Source organism: Marinobacter panjinensis (genome assembly GCF_005298175.1).
Taxonomy (GTDB): Bacteria; Pseudomonadota; Gammaproteobacteria; order Pseudomonadales; family Oleiphilaceae; genus Marinobacter; species Marinobacter panjinensis.
Genome location: NZ_SZYH01000003.1, coordinates 51,888 through 70,240, shown reverse-complemented (window position 1 = coordinate 70,240; position 18,353 = coordinate 51,888). Strand labels below are relative to the sequence as shown.

General features: G+C 56.1%; 12 protein-coding genes. 11 read left to right on the top strand and 1 reads right to left on the bottom strand.

Annotated features, from left to right (window positions below):
• Window positions 1-52: 52 nt before the first annotated feature.
• Entirely contained in the window at window positions 53-2,545 is a 2,493-nt protein-coding gene (locus FDP08_RS19560) for a penicillin-binding protein 1A (RefSeq protein ID WP_137437989.1), read from the bottom strand.
• 215 nt (window positions 2,546-2,760) lie between these two features.
• Here FDP08_RS19560 and FDP08_RS19555 point away from each other — a divergent pair, with 215 nt between their 5' ends.
• From FDP08_RS19555 to hemE, 11 genes are all read left to right on the top strand, one after another.
• A complete protein-coding gene (locus FDP08_RS19555; protein ID WP_137437988.1) occupies window positions 2,761-3,825 on the top strand; it encodes a pilus assembly protein PilM in 1,065 nt (354 codons plus the stop codon).
• Window positions 3,825-4,388 carry a PilN domain-containing protein gene (locus tag FDP08_RS19550; protein ID WP_137437987.1) on the top strand — a complete coding sequence of 188 codons (564 nt, stop codon included), beginning with the start codon at window positions 3,825-3,827 and terminating at the stop codon, window positions 4,386-4,388. The genes FDP08_RS19555 and FDP08_RS19550 overlap by 1 nt, the downstream gene beginning before the upstream one ends.
• Window positions 4,388-4,999 (top strand): type IV pilus inner membrane component PilO, encoded by a 612-nt coding sequence (locus FDP08_RS19545; RefSeq protein WP_137437986.1) that lies wholly within the window; start codon window positions 4,388-4,390, stop codon window positions 4,997-4,999. The genes FDP08_RS19550 and FDP08_RS19545 overlap by 1 nt, the downstream gene beginning before the upstream one ends.
• A 2-nt stretch (window positions 5,000-5,001) precedes the next feature.
• On the top strand, window positions 5,002-5,550 hold the full coding sequence (locus FDP08_RS19540) for a pilus assembly protein PilP (protein WP_137437985.1): 549 nt from the start codon (window positions 5,002-5,004) through the stop codon (window positions 5,548-5,550).
• Window positions 5,551-5,616: 66 nt separating this feature from the next.
• The gene (locus FDP08_RS19535) at window positions 5,617-7,692 is read left to right on the top strand and encodes a type IV pilus secretin PilQ (protein ID WP_170979114.1); all 2,076 of its coding nucleotides are present in this window, start codon (window positions 5,617-5,619) and stop codon (window positions 7,690-7,692) included.
• A 128-nt stretch (window positions 7,693-7,820) separates the two neighbouring features.
• Window positions 7,821-8,387 carry a shikimate kinase AroK gene (aroK, locus tag FDP08_RS19530; RefSeq protein WP_137437983.1) on the top strand — a complete coding sequence of 189 codons (567 nt, stop codon included), beginning with the start codon at window positions 7,821-7,823 and terminating at the stop codon, window positions 8,385-8,387.
• Window positions 8,380-9,489, top strand: a complete 1,110-nt coding sequence (aroB, locus tag FDP08_RS19525; RefSeq protein ID WP_137437982.1) for a 3-dehydroquinate synthase — start codon at window positions 8,380-8,382, stop codon at window positions 9,487-9,489. The genes aroK and aroB overlap by 8 nt, the downstream gene beginning before the upstream one ends.
• Before the next feature lie 137 nt (window positions 9,490-9,626).
• Entirely contained in the window at window positions 9,627-10,958 is a 1,332-nt protein-coding gene (locus FDP08_RS19520; RefSeq protein WP_137437981.1) for an AAA family ATPase, read from the top strand.
• Window positions 10,959-11,213: 255 nt separating this feature from the next.
• Window positions 11,214-15,662 carry a glutamate synthase large subunit gene (gene gltB / locus FDP08_RS19515; RefSeq protein ID WP_137437980.1) on the top strand — a complete coding sequence of 1,483 codons (4,449 nt, stop codon included), beginning with the start codon at window positions 11,214-11,216 and terminating at the stop codon, window positions 15,660-15,662.
• Between the two features lie 77 nt (window positions 15,663-15,739).
• Window positions 15,740-17,158: an FAD-dependent oxidoreductase gene (locus FDP08_RS19510; RefSeq protein WP_137437979.1), complete on the top strand. Its 1,419-nt coding sequence runs from the start codon at window positions 15,740-15,742 to the stop codon at window positions 17,156-17,158.
• Between the two features lie 123 nt (window positions 17,159-17,281).
• Window positions 17,282-18,352, top strand: a complete 1,071-nt coding sequence (gene hemE, locus FDP08_RS19505) for a uroporphyrinogen decarboxylase (RefSeq protein WP_137437978.1) — start codon at window positions 17,282-17,284, stop codon at window positions 18,350-18,352.
• Window position 18,353 lies beyond the last annotated feature (1 nt).

Below are 18,353 nucleotides of genomic sequence, written 5' to 3'. Positions count from 1 at the left end.
TTTTTATTGTTCGAGATTATCTATCTTCGGAAAAATGGCCCTGCCAGACAGATCAGAAAATCTGTCTGGACAGGCCACCATCCTCGCCGTTATCACTGCCGCTGGATGACTCGTCCTGCGGATCGAGTGCAGGTGGTGCATCTTCTTCCTTGAACAGTTCAAACATTGCACCTTCCTGCCCGGGGCGTGCGCGCTTGCCGGTTTCCGGGTCGATGCGGATGTTCACGATCCCGTTGGGTCTGGACATCAGTGAAGGTGGTTCCCCCTCGAGAGCCACCTTCATATAATCGAGCCAGATTGGCAGAGCTGTACTGGCACCGAATTCACGGCGGCCGAGAGGTTGTGGCTGATCAAATCCGACCCACACCGTGGTTGCGATGTCGTGATTGAAGCCGCCAAACCAGGTGTCGCGCTGTTCGTTGGTGGTGCCGGTTTTGCCGCTGATGTCGTCCCTTCCCAGGGCCAAGGCCCGTCTGCCTGTTCCCAGCCTGATAACGTCCCGCATCATTGAGTGCAGGATGTAAACTGAGCGTTCATCGGCCAGTCTCCTGGATATGCGGGCTTTGGCATCCTCTTCCACGAAATCCTCTTTTTTCTGTGCACAGTTTTTATCGCAGAGTATGACTTCCGGCGCCTCAAAGATTTTTTCGTCATTGATATCTGAAATGCTACGGATGAAGTAGGGCTCCACGTCGTAGCCACCGTTGGCGATCACAGCAAAACCCCTGGCAAGGTCCATGGGTGTCAATAGGCCGCTACCCAGCGCAAGTGAAAGGTCCTTCTGCATGTCTTCGGTAGGGATTCCGAGCTGCTCCAGATAGTCGATTGTATTCTGTATACCCAGGTCCTGTAGCAAGCGGACAGATACCAGATTTCTGGAGCGATACAGAGCTTCCCTTAGCCGGGTAGGGCCGTAAAACTGCCCTGAAGAGTTTTGGGGGCGCCACGCAGTTTCCAGTTCAGAGTCGTCAAAGACAATAGGTGCATCGTTATAGATAGTTGCCGGAGTCATGCCCTGTTCAAGGGCGCTCAGGTAAAGGAACGGCTTGAATGTGGAGCCCGGTTGTCGTTGAGCAGAGGTTGCACGGTTGAATTTGTTCTGGCTGAAGCTGTACCCACCGGCAAGCGCTTCAATGGCTCCGGTTTTTGCGTCAAGTGATATCAGGGCGCCCTCTACCATGGGGATCTGGGAAAGTGCCACGCGCTTTACCTCCGGGATCTCTCCGGCGGGCTGGTCCGTGTCTTCCCTCGAATCCACCTCACCGTTTCCGGCTGGTTGCTCGGGTGTCACAATCACCATGGGCTTCACATAGACAATGTCACCCGAAGTCACGACGTCAGAGGGTTTCTCAGGCTCAGGCCCGGTGAGATCTTCGGTCTTGTATCGCTTGGCCCAGGTCATGGTGCTGAGTGTCATGACAGACTCGCCCAGTTGTCTGGCATAAACGTCAACCTCGTTGTCATCGTCTCTTACGTTAGTGACAACGGCGGGGACGAGATTTCCAACCATCGGGTAGCTCGCCATCAGGTTGCCAAGATTGTCTGGCTCCAGGGCGTCCTCGTCCACCTGACCGACCGGGCCGCGGAAGCCGTGACGTTGGTCGTACTCCTCAAGGCCTTTTCTGAGGGCTCTGGTTGCTGCCTGCTGAGGTTTGCTGTCAACCGTAAGTGTTACCTCGTATCCGTCGGTGTAGGCTGCATCGCCAAATCGTCTGACCATTTCGGCCCGTGCCATTTCTGCCAAATGGTCGGCATCGACCCCAGTTGATGGGGCGTTGTAACTCGCAGTCAGCGGGGCGGTGGAGGCCAGCTCGTAGGCGTCTGGCGTAATGTACTTCAGGTCCCGCATGCGGCCCAGGATCCAGTTTCTGCGAGCTTCAGCGCGACTTGGATTGGCAAGCGGGTTGTAAGCCGATGGTGCCTTGGGCAGTCCTGCCAGCATGGCCATCTCGGCCAATGAAAGTTCGGTCACGGACTTGTCGTAATAAACCTGGGCGGCGGCGGCAATCCCGTAGGCGCGATTGCCCAGGTAAATCTTGTTGAGATAGAGCTCGAGAATGCGGTTTTTATCCAGTTCACGCTCGATCTGAAGAGCCAGAAGTATCTCGTTGAACTTGCGAATAAACGTCCGGTCGCGTGACAAAAAGTAATTTTTTGCAACCTGCATTGTGATGGTACTGCCCCCTGACTGGATCTCTCCGGTGGAGACCAGTTCGATGGCAGCCCGCATCAGGCCTTTGAAGTCGACCCCGAAGTGCTCGTAAAAACGGGCGTCCTCAGCTGCCAGAAAGGCATGTAACTGAATTGTAGGGATCTGTTCGATTGTGATAGGTGCCCTTCTCTTTTCACCGAATTCTGCTATTAATCTCTCGTCTGCGCTGTATACCCGCAACGGGGTCTGCAGCCTGATGTCCAGGAGCTGATCGACAGGAGGCAGCCCCGGACGAAGATAAAGGTAGAATCCTGACGCCACGATTGTGGCGAGACTGAAACCAGTGAGAAAAAGCCATGCAAACAGGCGAGATGTACGTAACAAATGAGACATTTTTTTCTGACAACTGTTGGATATAGGTCTATCATTTGAGAAATTGCTTTAGGAAGGGCGAGCCACTTCCCGGGTGCAATGTTTCCCAATTTAAAGAAGAACGGGCATTGTAGACGGAAAACTGAAGAAATTCTCTTAAATAAAAAACACATATGAAAGAGCTCCGTCAGGAGTTTTCATAACCCGGTGCATGTAACCAGGTATAGGGTGAGCGCGTGTTCGGATTGTTCGGAAAAAAATCCAGTGCAGTACTCGGCGTGGATGTAAGTTCCAGCTCGGTCAAGTTACTGGAATTATCGAAGCAGGGTGACCGCTACAAGGTCGAGAGCTACGCAGTTGAGCCATTGCCGGCAAACGCTGTCGTAGAAAAAAACATCACGGATGTCGAGGCGGTGGGCGAAGTGCTCAAGCGCGTCGCGTCCAAATCCCGCACAGGCGTCAAGCAGGTAGCTGTGGCTGTCTCCGGTTCCGCCGTTATTACCAAGCTGATCCAGATGGACGGCGGTCTTAACGAGTTCGAGATGGAAGACCAGATCACACTGGAAGCTGACCAGTACATTCCGTATCCACTGGATGAAGTGGCTATCGACTTCGAGGTACAGGGGCCGTCGGAAACCAATCCCGATCAGGTTGACGTACTTCTTGCCGCGTGCAGGAAGGAAAACGTAGATATCCGCGAGGACGCGCTCGAGATTGCCTCGCTGACCACCAAGATAGTGGATGTTGAGGCCTACGCCCTTGAGCGCGCCTACTCACTTATTGAGCCCCAGCTTGATTCCCAGGGTGAAGAGCTTGTGGTTGCGATCGTGGATGTGGGTGCAACCATGACGACGCTCAGTGTGCTGGCTGAAGGCAAAACCGTATACACCCGCGAACAGATCTTCGGCGGCAAGCAGCTTACCGAAGAAATTCAGCGACGTTACGGGCTGTCTCTGGAAGAGGCGGGCCTTGCCAAGAAGCAGGGCGGCCTTCCGGACGACTATGAATCCGAAGTGTTGACTCCCTTCCGTGAGGCTGTTGTCCAGCAGGTTGCCAGGGCACTTCAATTCTTCTTCGGCGCTAGTCAGTACAATGCGGTTGACTACGTGGTCCTGGCAGGCGGTACGGCATCGATCCAGGGGCTGACAGAGATGGTTGAGGAAAAAACAGGCACGCCAACGCTGGTCGCAAATCCGTTTGCAGACATGGCGGTTGGCTCCAGGGTGAACGCATCCTCGCTGAGCAATGATGCGCCTTCACTCATGATTGCCTGCGGGCTGGCAATGAGGAGCTTTGACTGATGGCAAAGATTAACCTCAGACCCTGGCGCGAAGAACTCCGGGCAGAAAAACAGAAACAGTTCGTGGTCATGATTCTGGGCGCGGCCATTATTGCAGGCGGCCTGGTGTTCCTGTGGAAAACGGATATGGATAACCGTATCGCCTACCAGGAGTCCAGGAACGCCTACATCGAAACCGCGACCAAACAGCTCGACAAACAGATCAAGGAAATCGAGGATCTCAAGCGCAAGCGTGACGAGCTGCTTTCGCGCATGCAGGTGATCCAGGATCTCCAGGGCAAGCGGCCGGTCATTGTGCGGGTATTCGATGAGCTGGTTCGTACATTACCGGATGGTCTGTACTACACCAGCCTGAAGAAAACCGGCGAACGTGTGGACATTGTCGGTATGTCGGAGTCCAACAGCCGCATATCGGCCCTGATGAGGCGTTTTGAAGGGTCCGACTGGTTCAACGACCCGAACCTTTCGAATGTCGCCGCCGCCGATAGTGCCCGTGCCGGGTACAGCCAGTTCAACCTGTCGGTTCAACAACAAACACCAGAGCCCGAAGGGGAGGAGAAGTAATGAGCCTCGCGGACTCACTTAAAAGCCTCAATGAATTTGATATCAACGATCTGGATGTCAATAACGCTGGCATCTGGCCGGCACCCATCAAGGCAATCGTTGCGCTGATTATTTTCGGCCTGATTCTCGGTGGTGGCTACTGGTTCTTCATCAAGGACCAGTATGCCCAGCTCGAGCGGGTCGAGAATGCCGAGCAGGAGCTACGCAAGCGTTACGAAGACAAAGCCTATCAGGTCGCGAATCTTGAGGTCTTCAAGGCCCAGATGGAAGAAATGGAAGAAACGTTCGGCGCACTGGTAAGACAGCTACCCAGTGAAACCGAAGTGCCGGGGCTGCTTGAAGACATTACCAATACGGCATTGGGTAGCGGCCTTGATCTGCAAGAGGTCAAACTGCAGGGAGAGCAGCAGCGGGACTTCTACGCAGAGCTTCCGATCAATATCCGGGTAACAGGCACCTATCACGAGCTGGCAAGTTTCGTCAGCAGTGTGGCGAGCCTGCCTCGTATTGTGACGTTGCACGATCTAACCATAGCACCAACTGGCGGTGGCGGAGAGCAGCTGAATATGCAGGTTCTTGCACGTACCTACCGCTACCGGGCTGGAGAATGAGCATGGCGAGACAGCATGCGGCAAAGGCCTGGCTGGGTATTTGTCTGGTATCGTTCCTGACGGCGTGTTCCCAGGGTAATGGCTTTTCCGATCTGGACAAGTTTATGGCAGATACGCGGGCCAAGCCCCGTGGACACGTGGAGCCTTTGCCTGAGTTCAAGGCATACGAGGCCTTCAGTTATTCGGCCGCGGATCGGAGGGCACCCTTTGAGCCGCCGATTGATGTTCAGCTCACCATGGTTGATCAGAAGCCGGAGAGCGATATCGAGCCGGATCTGGATAGGCCTAGAGAGGTCCTCGAAAACTTCGATCTGAAGGCGCTCAGCATGGTGGGAACCCTGAGTGATACCTCCGGAAGTCTGTTTGCACTGATCAGGGATAACGAAGGTGGTATCCACAGGGTGCGTAGCGGCAACTACATGGGTCAGAACTATGGACGGATTATCGGTGTTAATGAAACCCGGGTTGAACTGATCGAGATCGTTCCCAACGGCCGGGGCGGATGGGTCGAGCGTCCACGCTCGCTGTCGCTGGATGAAAATGAAGGCTAAGGGAGCGGCAATATGACTATTGAAAAAAACATGCATGAACAAAAAGGTTTGGGGTCGAGGCTAGCGATGTTCAGAAAACTCAATGTATACGTCAGCGTGATTGCTTTTGGGTTGTTGTCCGGCCTGGCCAATGCGGTCACGCTGGAAGACGTGTCGTTTTCGTCGCTGTCCGGAGACCGGATTGAAGTGACGCTGAGATTTGATGGCCAGCCGCCGGAACCGAGCGGTTACACCATCGAGCGACCGGCAAGGATAGCTGTGGATCTTCGGGACACCAGCAGTGGGCTCGCCAGTCGCAATATCTCGCTTGGCTCTGGTAATGCCCAGAGCATGACGGTGGTCGAAACCAAGGATCGTACACGCCTGATTTTCAACCTTGCGGAACTGGTGCCTTATCAAACGGCCCGTAACCAGAACAGTCTGATTGTGACTATCGGTAGTGAAGGTGGTGCAATTGGCTCCACTGCAGCGGTCTCTTCACCATCGTCCGTGGGATCGGGTGCGTCGTCCTCTTCGTCCGGCAACGGGCTTGCGGGCGTGGATTTCCGCAGAGGCAAGGACGGCGAAGGCCAGGTGATTGTTGATCTGGGCAGCGCCAGTACGCCGGTTGACCTTTCCGAGCTGGGTGGTCGAATCCGTTTGACCATGGATGGCACCAATGTGCCTGACAATCTACGCCGCCGGCTTGATGTGACCGATTTTGCAACGCCGGTCACCCGTATCGACACCTTCACTGAAGATGGCAACGCAGTTGTAGAAATTCGCCCCGAGGGTAACTACGACTATATCGCTTACCAGTCCGGTTCCCGGTTTACGGTCAGCGTGGAAAAGCTGACCGAAGAAGAGGCCGAATCCCGCCGTGAAGAAAAATTCCCGTACACCGGCGATAAGCTCTCTTTGAACTTCCAGGATATCGAGGTGCGTTCGGTGCTGCAGCTGATTGCTGATTTTACCGGCCTGAATCTTGTGGCCAGTGATACGGTCAGTGGCAGCATTACCCTGCGCCTGCAGAATGTGCCCTGGGACCAGGCGCTGGATCTGATTCTGAAAACCAAGGGTCTGGACAAGCGCCAGATCGGCAATGTGCTTCTGGTGGCGCCCGCTGACGAGATTGCGGCCCGTGAAAAACTGGAGCTTGAAACGACCAAACAGATCGCTGAGCTGGCGCCGGTTCGTCTGGATATCATTCAGGTCAACTACGCCAAGGCCGCAGACGTTGTTTCCCTCATTGAAGCGGACGAGGAGTTGATCTCCTCCCGTGGCTTTGTTTCCTCGGATGCACGTACCAACACCATCAGCGTTCGCGAAACTTCGGAAAAGCTTGACGAAATCCGCCGTCTTGTTTCGACTTGGGATGTGCCGGTTCGTCAGGTTTCAATTGAAGCGCGAATTGTGCGGGCTCAGACGAATGTCGCTGAAAATTTGGGTGTTCGCTGGGGCGGCGCCGCCTATGATGTCAGAGGGGACGGTAGTGTGATTTCCGTGGGTGGCTCTCAGGGTGCAGTTGGTGAGGCCCGTGATGCTGCCAATGGTGGAAACAACACAATTACCTTCCCGGGTGCGCTGGCTGTGGACCTTGGTGTGAGTGGCCAAGGCGCATCCTCCTTTGCGCTTGGCTGGGGCAGTGACGACTTCCTTGTGGATCTGGAACTCTCTGCGCTGGAAAGTGATGGCCAGGCCGAAGTGGTTTCCCAGCCGCGCGTGGTAACCGCTGACCGCCAGACAGCCAAGATCAAGTCCGGTGAAGAAATCCCCTATCAGGAAGCCTCTTCCAGCGGTGCGACCTCGGTATCTTTCAAGGAAGCAGCGCTGTCCCTTGAAGTAACTCCGCAGATAACGCCGGATGACAAGATTATCATGGACCTGGTGGTCAATCAGGATTCTCGGGGTGAGGTGACAGGCGGTATTCCGTCAATAAACACCAACGAAGTGACTACTCAGGTTCTCGTAGGCAACGGCGAGACAGTGGTTCTGGGCGGTATCTTCCAGTCAGAGGTAGCCACCACTACCACGAAAACACCGTTCCTGGGTGATATTCCCTACCTGGGTCGCCTGTTCAAGCGCACCGAGCATATCGATGAGCGGAGCGAACTACTGATCTTCATCACACCGAAGATCATCAAGAGTGACCTGATTCAGTAATTCGGTCGCACCTGAGAAAAACCGCCGTCCACGTACGGCGGTTTTTTTTGCCTGTCCGTTTTTCGAATCTTATGGAAAGCGTTACCCTGTGCTATTCTCACCCGCCGGAATATAGATGAGCGGAAGTTATGTCCTTGCCAAAACGAGTAGTCCTTGTAGGCCCGATGGGGGCTGGCAAAAGCACGATTGGTCGCATGCTGGCCAAAGAGCTGGGCTATCGTTTTCTGGATTCCGATCGCATCATTGAGGAACGCTGCGGGGCGAATATTCCCTGGATTTTTGACGTAGAAGGCGAGGACGGTTTTCGCCAGCGTGAAACCGCGATGCTGTCGGAGTTGTCGGGGTATTCACAAACGGTTCTGGCGACCGGCGGTGGAGCCGTAATGCGCGAGGAAAACCATGCTCATTTGAAGCGTGACGCGGTTGTCGTTTACCTGAAAACCTCTATAGAACAGCAGGTTGAAAGAACGCGGCGGGACAGAAACCGTCCTCTGCTGCAGAACGATGACCCCGAAGCTGTTCTGAGGAGCCTGTTCACTATCCGGGATCCGATATATACGGAACTCGCCGATGTTGTCATGTTTACGGATCGGAAAAGTCCAAGGCTGGTGGTACGGCAATTGGTGAATCGCCTCAATCCTCGTACGCCGAGGCATAAAAGACAGATACGCAAGGAAGGCAGAAATCATGCGTGATTCAGTCCGGGAGCTGACAGTAGATCTGGGAGAGAGAGCCTATCCGATCATAATCGGGCAGGATCTGCTGGGTAACTATGACCTGACCCCGTTTGTTCAGGGAAGCCAGGTCATGATCGTGACCAATGAAACGGTTGCCCCCCTGTATCTTGAGTCTGCGCTCGCCTGTTTCCCCGGAAAACAGGTGGACACGGTGGTATTGCCGGATGGTGAAAAATTCAAGGACTGGCAAACCCTGAATCAGATATTTGATCGTTTGCTGGAAATGCGTCATTCACGAAAGACCACTCTGGTTGCACTTGGCGGTGGCGTAGTGGGAGATATGACCGGGTTCGCTGCTGCATCGTACCAGCGAGGTGTGCCGTTTATCCAGATACCGACCACACTGCTCTCACAGGTTGATTCTTCTGTTGGTGGTAAAACGGGGATCAATCACCCGCTGGGCAAAAACATGATCGGAGCTTTCCATCAGCCTGAGGTGGTGCTGATTGATACTGACAGTCTCAGAACACTTCCGCCCCGAGAGGTCTCGGCTGGACTGGCAGAGGTGATCAAGTATGGATTGATCCGGGATACCGATTTTCTCGGATGGCTTGAGCAGGAAATTGCAGCCCTCGTTAATCTCGATACCGCCGCGCTGGTCGAGGCTATCTATCGTTCCTGTGCCTGCAAGGCGGACGTCGTGGCCCTTGATGAGAGAGAAGGCGGGTTGCGGGCAATCCTGAATCTCGGGCACACCTTTGGTCATGCCATTGAGACATTTGCCGGATACGGTAACTGGCTGCATGGCGAGGCTGTAGGGACGGGCATGATGATGGCAGCGGATCTCTCCCTTCGCCAGGGCATGATCAGTGAGCAAGAGCGTGCCAGGGCAATACGTCTTATTGAGCGGGCGAAACTTCCGGATCTGGCGCCAGCCGGTATGACACCGGATGACTTCCATCGCCTCATGGCTGTCGATAAGAAAAATGTCGATGGTTCGCTGCGACTGGTTCTACTGCGGGCGCTGGGTGATGCGGTGGTGACGGATGAGGTGGATGCACTGGAGCTGGATGCGACGCTCCGGGCTTTCTGCGTGACGGCTGATGGTGTAACCACCTGAATCATGACTGATCAGCGGCTTTAATAGAGGCACTACAAGGAATGACAGTGACAGACCAGGGACTTAACAGTCTTGATGGAGGTGGCCTTTTCCCGCGGTTGCAAGAAAGGTACGGTTTGAGGGCGAACCCCCTGGATATGGAAACTCCTTTCTTTCCCGACGCATCCCGCCATCATGCCCTGGAAACACTCCGCCACCTGTGTGGATTTGGCGACCTTGCACTTTTGCTGACGGGCGACCCGGGTGCGGGTAAAAGCCGGTTATTGGCGGAATTGGTCCGGAGTGAGTCCTCCCGCCTCGATTTCCATCGTCTTCCCGCAGCCGCATTGACCAGCACCCAGGCGCTTGCCCGTGCTTTGCTTGGTGTGGCACACAAAGGGCTGAAGCCGGGTGAGGGCGCGCGGGATTCGGTATACGGATTCTTTCGCTGGTCCGAGAGCAGGGCGCGGAAAGGGCAGCGGATGGTTCTGTTGATTGATGATGCGGATCGCGCGCCTGCAGAGGTTGTCAGACTGTTGTTGGCGGCTTTCCTGGGTGCAGACCGCTCTGCCGCCGCCGTGCCGGTATTCAGTGGCAGCGGTCAGCTGATTGATACTTTACGGCTCTCGGGAGATGGTGATGGCGTGCACCAGATTCATCTTCGTCCCCTCACCAGGGAGGAGATTTCCTCGTATTTGGAGCCCAGAGTCCATCGCGCAGGTGGTGATGCAAAGGCATTGTTAACACCGGCCAGGCTCTCGCAAATCCACAGCCTGAGCCAGGGAAGCTTTTCCCGGCTGAAGCGCGTAACGCCGGCGGTGTGGCTGGATATGACGTCATCCGGAAGTGGGAATAGACCCAGGCGGTCATTCTCCGTGCCTCTCAATCTGCGCTGGCCAGCACTGGCGCTGGTGCTTCTGGCGGGTTCCTGGTGGCTGGTTTCGCAGCAGTATGATGACTCTGTGGCCCGGGAGCAGGTGGTGACCGAGCCGGAAACCGTGCGCAGAAGTATTACCATTGGCCCTGAGAATCCCGAGCCGGAACCTGTGGAGCCCGTCGTGGAGTCTTTAAAGGCTTCGTCCGAGTTGAGTGTGGAAGACCCTCCCGTGCAGCCTGTTCCAGAGCCTGTTCCAGAGCCAGAGCCAGAGCCAGAGCCAGAGCCAGAGCCAGAGCCAGAGCCAGAGCCAGAGCCAGAATTTTCACCGGCAAGTCCATCTCACTTCATGGCTCTTGGTGACGTGAGGGCCCGCCAGGGCTGGACGCTGCAGCTGATTGCCGGCAATCGCGAGCAAACTGTTCTTGGCCTGATTGATCAGTACAGCTCCCTTTCCGGTATTCTTTATACCCATACCGAAAGACAGGGACAGGACTGGTTTGTCGGCTTTTATGGAGATTTTGCATCCCGTGAAGAGGCCCGGGATGCAGTTGAGGGCCTTCCCCAGGCTCTTCGCGACCAGACTCCCTGGATCAGGCGCATGCGTAATTTCTGATCGTATTGAACCCCTCAATTTCATTTTAATTGTAACAAAAACAAATACCTGAGTTGGCTCCGTGGTGCCCGAGGTGTCGGTTGTAACACTCGCAACCGGCCGATTCGCGCCCTAAAATAAAACCTCTTTGGTTTGAGTACGTATTTCTACGCGTGTAAAATAGCCAGCCCCCATTTTCAGTGTCAAAGGGTGGGAACATCGTATCCTTTTCAATAACCCTTTGATTGAAAAGCATTTCTACGCGAGAGAACGCTTATGATGACAGGTTTGTATCATCCCGACGAATTCAGGGACAACTGCGGCTTCGGCCTGATCGCCCACATGAAGGGCGAGGCCAGCCACAAGTTGTTGCAAACTGCCATCGAGTCGCTGACCTGCATGACCCACCGCGGTGGTATCGCTGCAGACGGAAAGACCGGCGATGGTTGTGGCCTCCTGATCCAGAGTCCCGATGCTTTTTTGCGCAAGGCTGCGAAGGCAGAGTTCGGCAAAGAGCCTGAAGGTCAGTTTGCTGTGGGTCAGGTGTTCCTTAGCCCGGACGAGGGGAAGGCGGCGGCAGGACGTGCAGCTGTTGAGAAGCGCCTGACAGAGCAGGGTCTGGACATCATGGGCTGGCGTAAGGTGCCTACTGACGACAGCTGTCTCGGCCCCATGGCCCTGGACTGCATGCCCTGGATCGAACAGGTGTTCGTGGAGCCTGCCAATCAGACAGAGCAGGAATTTGCCATTGCGCTGTTTGTGGGCCGCCGCCACGCCGAGCGGGATATGGTCGAAGACTCCGAGTTCTATATCTGCAGCCTGTCCCATCGCACCCTGGCCTATAAGGGTCTGATGATGCCGGCGGACCTGGCGAACTTCTACAAGGACCTGGGTGATCCGGACCTGCAGACCGCCATCTGTGTCTTCCACCAGCGCTTCTCCACCAATACCATGCCGCGCTGGCCGCTGGCGCAGCCGTTCCGTTATCTTGCCCACAATGGCGAGATCAACACCGTTGACGGTAACCGTAACTGGGCCATAGCCCGCGCTGCCAAATTCAGCGCACCGCAGCTTCCCGACCTGCAGACCCTGCAGCCACTGGTGAATCTGACCGGTTCCGACTCTTCCAGCATGGACAACATGCTGGAAGTGCTGCTGGCTGGCGGTGTTGACCTGTTCCGCGCCGTGCGGATGATGATTCCGCCGGCCTGGCAGAATGTGGACACTATGGATTCCGAGTTGCGTGCATTCTACGAATACAACTCCATGCACATGGAACCCTGGGATGGCCCAGCTGGCCTGGTGCTTTCAGATGGCCGCTATGCCGTCTGTATGCTTGACCGCAATGGCCTGCGCCCGGCTCGCTGGGTAATCACGAAGGACGACTTCATCACCCTGGCATCCGAGATCGGCACCTACGGGTACAAGCCCGAGGACGTGGTCGCGAAGGGCCGTGTGGGGCCTGGCCAGATGCTGGCCATCGATACCGAATCCGGTGAGCTTCTGCATACCAAGGACGTGGATAGTCGCCTGAAGTCGGCCCAGCCCTACAAGCGCTGGTTGAGGGAAAACTCCCTGCGGGTTGAAACCACGCTGAACCAGGACACCCCTGATTTCAAGCTGATGCAGTCAGACGACCTCCACATACACCAGAAGATGTTCATGGTGTCCTACGAGGAGCGGGATCAGGTGCTGCGCCCGCTGGCTGAGAATGGCCAGGAGGCGGTGGGCTCTATGGGTGATGACACCCCCATGGCCGTACTCTCGAGCCGTGTTCGGCATGTGGCGGACTACTTCCGGCAGAAGTTTGCTCAGGTCACCAATCCGGCTATCGATCCGCTGCGGGAATCCATTGTGATGTCTCTGGAGACCTGCATTGGCGCTGAACGCAACGTATTTGAGGAAACCGCAGAGCACGCTAACCGTATTATCCTGACAACACCTGTGCTGTCGCCGGCCAAGTTCCTGAAGATCGCCAATAATGATCGGCCCGGTTTTGAAGTTGCCCGCATCAGCATGAGCTACAGCCCGGAAATGGGTCTTGAGCAGGCTGTCCGGAAAGTATGCGATGAAGCCGAGCACGCGGTACGCAATGGCAAGGTGATCCTGATCCTCACCGACAAGGATCTGAAAGAAGGAGAGCTGCCGGTCAATGCCATGATGGCAACCGGTGCAGTGCATCATCACCTGGTCAAGAAAGGCTTGCGTTGTGACTCCAACATCCTGGTAGAAACTGGCTGGGCCCGCGATCCACACCACTTTGCCGTGCTGTTCGGTTTTGGTGCCACCGCTGTGTACCCTTATCTGGCCTACCAGGTACTCAACGACCTGATTCGTACCGGCGAATTGATGATGGACCCCATTGATGCGAAGAACAATTATCGCAAGGGCATCAACAAAGGCCTGCTGAAGATCCTGTCGAAGATGGGTATATCTACCATCACCTCCTACCGCGGAGCCCAATTGTTCGAGGCGATCGGTCTGGCAGATGATGTCGTGGATCTGTGTTTCAAAGGCGTTCCCAGCCGTATCCAGGGTGCCGGATTCTTTGATTTCCAGCAGGATCAGGAGCAACTGGCGGCCGTTGCCTGGAAGCATCGCAAACCGATTTCCCAGGGTGGCCTGTTGAAGTATGTCCACGGCCAGGAATACCACGCCTTTAATCCGGATGTGATCGCCAAACTGCAGGAGGCCGTCACCAGCGGGGATTATGGGAACTATATGGAATACGCCGGGCTGGTTAACGAGCGCCCCGTCTCCACGCTGCGGGATCTGCTGGGCTTCCGGAAGGACATCAAGGCGATCGACCTGTCGGAAGTGGAGCCGGTGGAAAATATCTTCCCGCGCTTTGATTCTGCGGCCATGTCGCTGGGTGCATTGTCTCCGGAGGCCCATGAAGCCCTTGCAGTAGCTATGAATACCCTGGGTGGTCGGTCAAACTCTGGCGAGGGAGGGGAAGATCCGGCCCGCTATGGCACCGAGAAGCGCTCCAAGATCAAGCAGGTGGCGTCCGGTCGCTTCGGTGTGACGGCAGAATACCTGCGTAGCGCGGATGTCATGCAGATCAAGGTGGCCCAGGGAGCCAAGCCCGGTGAGGGCGGTCAGCTTCCTGGTGGCAAGGTCAACGACCTGATTGCCCGGCTGCGCTATTCGGTGCCCGGTGTGACGCTGATTTCGCCGCCACCGCACCACGATATCTACTCCATCGAGGATCTTGCACAGCTGATTTTCGATCTCAAGCAGGTCAACCCGAACGCCCTGGTGTCCGTGAAACTGGTTTCCGAGCCCGGAGTCGGTACCATCGCCGCCGGTGTGGCCAAGGCCTACGCCGACCTGATTACCGTTTCCGGTTATGACGGTGGCACCGCGGCCAGCCCGCTGACCTCCATCCGTTACGCTGGTTCCCCCTGGGAACTGGGCCTGAGCGAAACCCAGCAGGCGCTGCGGGCCAACGACCTGCGAGGCAAGATCCGCCTGCAAACCGATGGTGGCATCAAAACCGGCCTGGATGTGGTCAAGGGCGCCATTCTGGGCGCCGAAAGTTTTGGCTTCGGTACCACGCCGATGGTGGCTCTGGGCTGCAAATATTTGCGGATCTGTCACCTGAACAACTGTGCCACCGGTGTTGCCACCCAGAACGAGCACCTGCGGGAGGAGCACTTCAAGGGCACCGTGGAAATGGCGATGAATTTCTTCCGCTTTGTGGCGGAAGAAACCCGTGAATGGTTGGCGAAGCTGGGTGTGCGCAGCCTGGAGGAACTGGTGGGCCGTGTTGACCTGCTTGAGCGCCTTCCGGGAGATACCCCGCGCCAGAAGAAGCTAGACCTGACGCGCCTGCTATCCAACGACCATATTCCGGCGGACAAGCCCAACACCTGTCAGGTGGAGCGTAACTATCCGTTTGACGAGGGTAAGCTGGCTGAGCAAATGGTGAAAGATACAGCCGATGCGATAGCCGCCAAAGCCGGTGGTACCTGGTCTTACAGGGTCACCAACTGCGACCGCTCCATTGGTGCCCGCCTTTCGGGTGAGATTGCCCAGGCACACGGAAACCAGGGCATGGTCTCTGCTCCTGTCACTCTCGAACTGACTGGCACCGCTGGCCAGAGCTTCGGGGTCTGGAACGTGGGTGGTCTTAATCTGCTTCTCGAAGGAGATGCCAACGATTATGTAGGAAAAGGCATGACCGGCGGAAAGCTGGTGGTCCGGCCACCATCCGGCAGTGCCTTCAAATCCCAGGAAACCTCGATTGTAGGCAACACCTGCCTGTATGGTGCCACGGGCGGAAAGCTGTTTGCAGCCGGTACCGCCGGTGAGCGCTTCGGTGTGCGCAACTCCGGTGCCCATGCCGTTGTGGAAGGCACCGGTGATCACTGCTGTGAGTACATGACCGGTGGTCTGATAACCGTCCTGGGTAGCACCGGCCACAACTTCGGTGCTGGTATGACCGGTGGTTTTGCCTACGTGCTGGACCTGAACAATACGTTTGTGGACAAGTACAACCACGAACTGGTGGAAATCCAGAGGATCTCCAGCGAAGATATGGAATCCTACCGGAACCACCTGCGTGGCGTTGTCCGGGAGCATATTTCCGAAACCGCCAGTGAATGGGCAGAGCATATTCTTGACAATTTCGACGACTATATTGGCCGCTTCTGGTTGGTCAAACCCAAGGCTGCAAACCTTCGTAGCCTGTTGGCCAGCACCCGGGCACGCCCCGAGTAACGGCAGATGGAACAGGGTTAGGGCGTTACCAGTGTGGTAACGCCGGTGTCGAAATTGAGTCTGATGAGAGCTTCATAATGAAAGAACGACTGAGTAACGACTTCCAGTTTGTCGAGGTAGGGCGTGTTGACCCTAAAAAGGTACCGGCAAAGAAGCGCAAGAAAGAGTTTGGTGAGATCTACCACCCATTCACCCAGGATCAAGCTGCCTCGCAGTCGCATCGCTGCCTGGAATGCGGCAACCCGTACTGTGAGTGGAAGTGCCCGGTCCACAACTATATTCCCAACTGGCTGAAGCTGGTGTCCGAAGGCAATATCATGAAGGCCGTGGAGTTGTGTCATCAGACCAACTCATTGCCGGAAGTCTGCGGGCGTGTATGCCCCCAGGATCGACTGTGTGAGGGCGCTTGTACCCTCAACGATGGCTATGGTGCAGTAACGATCGGGTCTGTGGAAAAATACATTACCGACACCGCTTTCGCTTTAGGCTGGAAGCCTGACATGTCTGCCGTGAAGTGGACAGACAGGAAGGTTGCGGTAATTGGTGCCGGCCCGGCCGGGCTCGGCTGTGCCGACGTGCTTGTCCGCAACGGCGTCAAGCCGGTGGTTTTCGACATCTATCCGGAAATCGGCGGCCTGCTGACCTTTGGTATCCCTGAATTCAAGCTGGAAAAGTCGGTGATGAGCCGTCGCCGTAAGATATTCGAGGAAATGGGTGTGGAATTCCGCCTGTCCACGGAAGTGGGAAAGGATGTGGCGATGGCGGACATTCTGGAGGAATACGATGCCGTGTTTATGGGCATGGGCACCTACACTTACATGAAAGGTGGTTTTCCGGGTGAGGACCTGCCAGGCGTTCATGATGCCTTGCCGTTCCTGGTATCCAACGTAAACCGCCGCCTCGGATTCGAAAAAGACGCCGACGATTTCATCGACATGAAAGGCAAGCGTGTGGTGGTGCTCGGCGGTGGTGATACCGCCATGGACTGCAACCGCACGTCGATTCGCCAGCAAGCGGCGAGCGTTACCTGCGCTTACCGCCGGGACGAGCAGAACATGCCCGGGTCCCGCCGCGAAGTGTCGAACGCCAAGGAGGAAGGCGTCAAATTCATGTTCAACCGTCAACCTATCGCCATTATTGGCGAAGATCGGGTCGAGGGTGTGAAAGTGGTTCAGACCCGTCTTGGCGAGCCCGACGAGAACGGTCGTCGCCGTCCGGAAGTTGTTGCCGGCAGTGAGGAAGTTATTCCCGCAGATGCCGTGCTGGTGGCCTTCGGCTTCCGCCCGAGCCCTGCTGATTGGTTTGATGAACAAAAGGTGGATACCGATGACTCCGGTCGGGTCAGCGCGCCGGAGGAGACGGAATTCGCTTTCCAGACCAGCAATTCAAAGATTTTTGCAGGCGGCGACATGGTCCGCGGCTCGGATCTGGTCGTAACCGCTATCTGGGAAGGCCGCCAGGCGGCAGAAGGTATCATGGACTATCTGGATATCTGATCGCCTCCGGTTTTGACCCGGATCAGAAGGGTGGCTTGCTGATGGCAGGTCACCCTTTTTTATTGCCACAAACCGGGTATCATTGCCCTCCGAACCTTTTACCGACAGCAGACTGGGAATGTTATGACCGAGCTGAAAAATGACCGTTTCCTGCGCGCGCTGATGCGTCAGCCCGTTGATCGCACACCGGTGTGGATGATGCGTCAGGCCGGCCGATACCTGCCGGAATACCGTGCAACCCGTGCCAAAGCCGGTGATTTTCTCAGTCTCTGCAAGAACACCCCGCTGGCCTGCGAAGTTACGCTGCAGCCACTGGAGCGCTTCCCGCTGGATGCGGCGATTCTGTTTTCAGACATCCTTACCATCCCGGATGCCTTGGGGCTGGGCCTGTATTTCGAAACCGGGGAAGGCCCGAAATTCCGCAATACTATCCGGTCCGCTGCGGATGTGGCTGCGCTGCCGAAGATCAATGCCGAAGTGGATCTGGACTATGTGATGAATGCGGTGTCCACCATCCGTGGCGCGCTCAATGGCAGCGTTCCGCTGATCGGCTTCTCCGGTAGCCCCTGGACCCTGGCGACCTACATGATTGAGGGCAGCTCCTCCAAGGACTTTCGCGAAGCCAAGAAACTGATGTACGGACAGCCCGAGGTCATGCACCAACTGCTGGATCATCTGGCGGACTCGGTCATTGATTATCTCAACGGCCAGATCCGTGCCGGCGCCCAGGCGGTTCAGATATTTGATACCTGGGGCGGCGTGCTGAGCAGCTGGGCCTATCAGGAATTTTCCCTCGATTACATGAAGAAAATCGTCGCTGGCCTGATTCGCGAGAACGACGGCCGCCACGTTCCGGTAATCCTGTTCACCAAGAACGGCGGTCAGTGGCTGGAGTCCATTGCGGATTCCGGTGCAGACGCCGTAGGGCTGGACTGGACAACAGACATTGGCAACGCACGTGCCCGTATTGGCGATAAGGTTGCCTTGCAGGGCAATATGGACCCGGCCATGCTGTACGCGCCGCCAGAGCGCATTCGCCAGGAAGTGGCGGATATCCTGTCCCGTTACGGTTCCGGTCCGGGTCACATTTTCAACCTTGGTCATGGGATCACCCCGGATGTAGATCCGGAGCATGCCGGGGCGTTTATTCGCGCTGTGACTGAGCTTAGTCCCCCATATCACAATCAAGATTGAT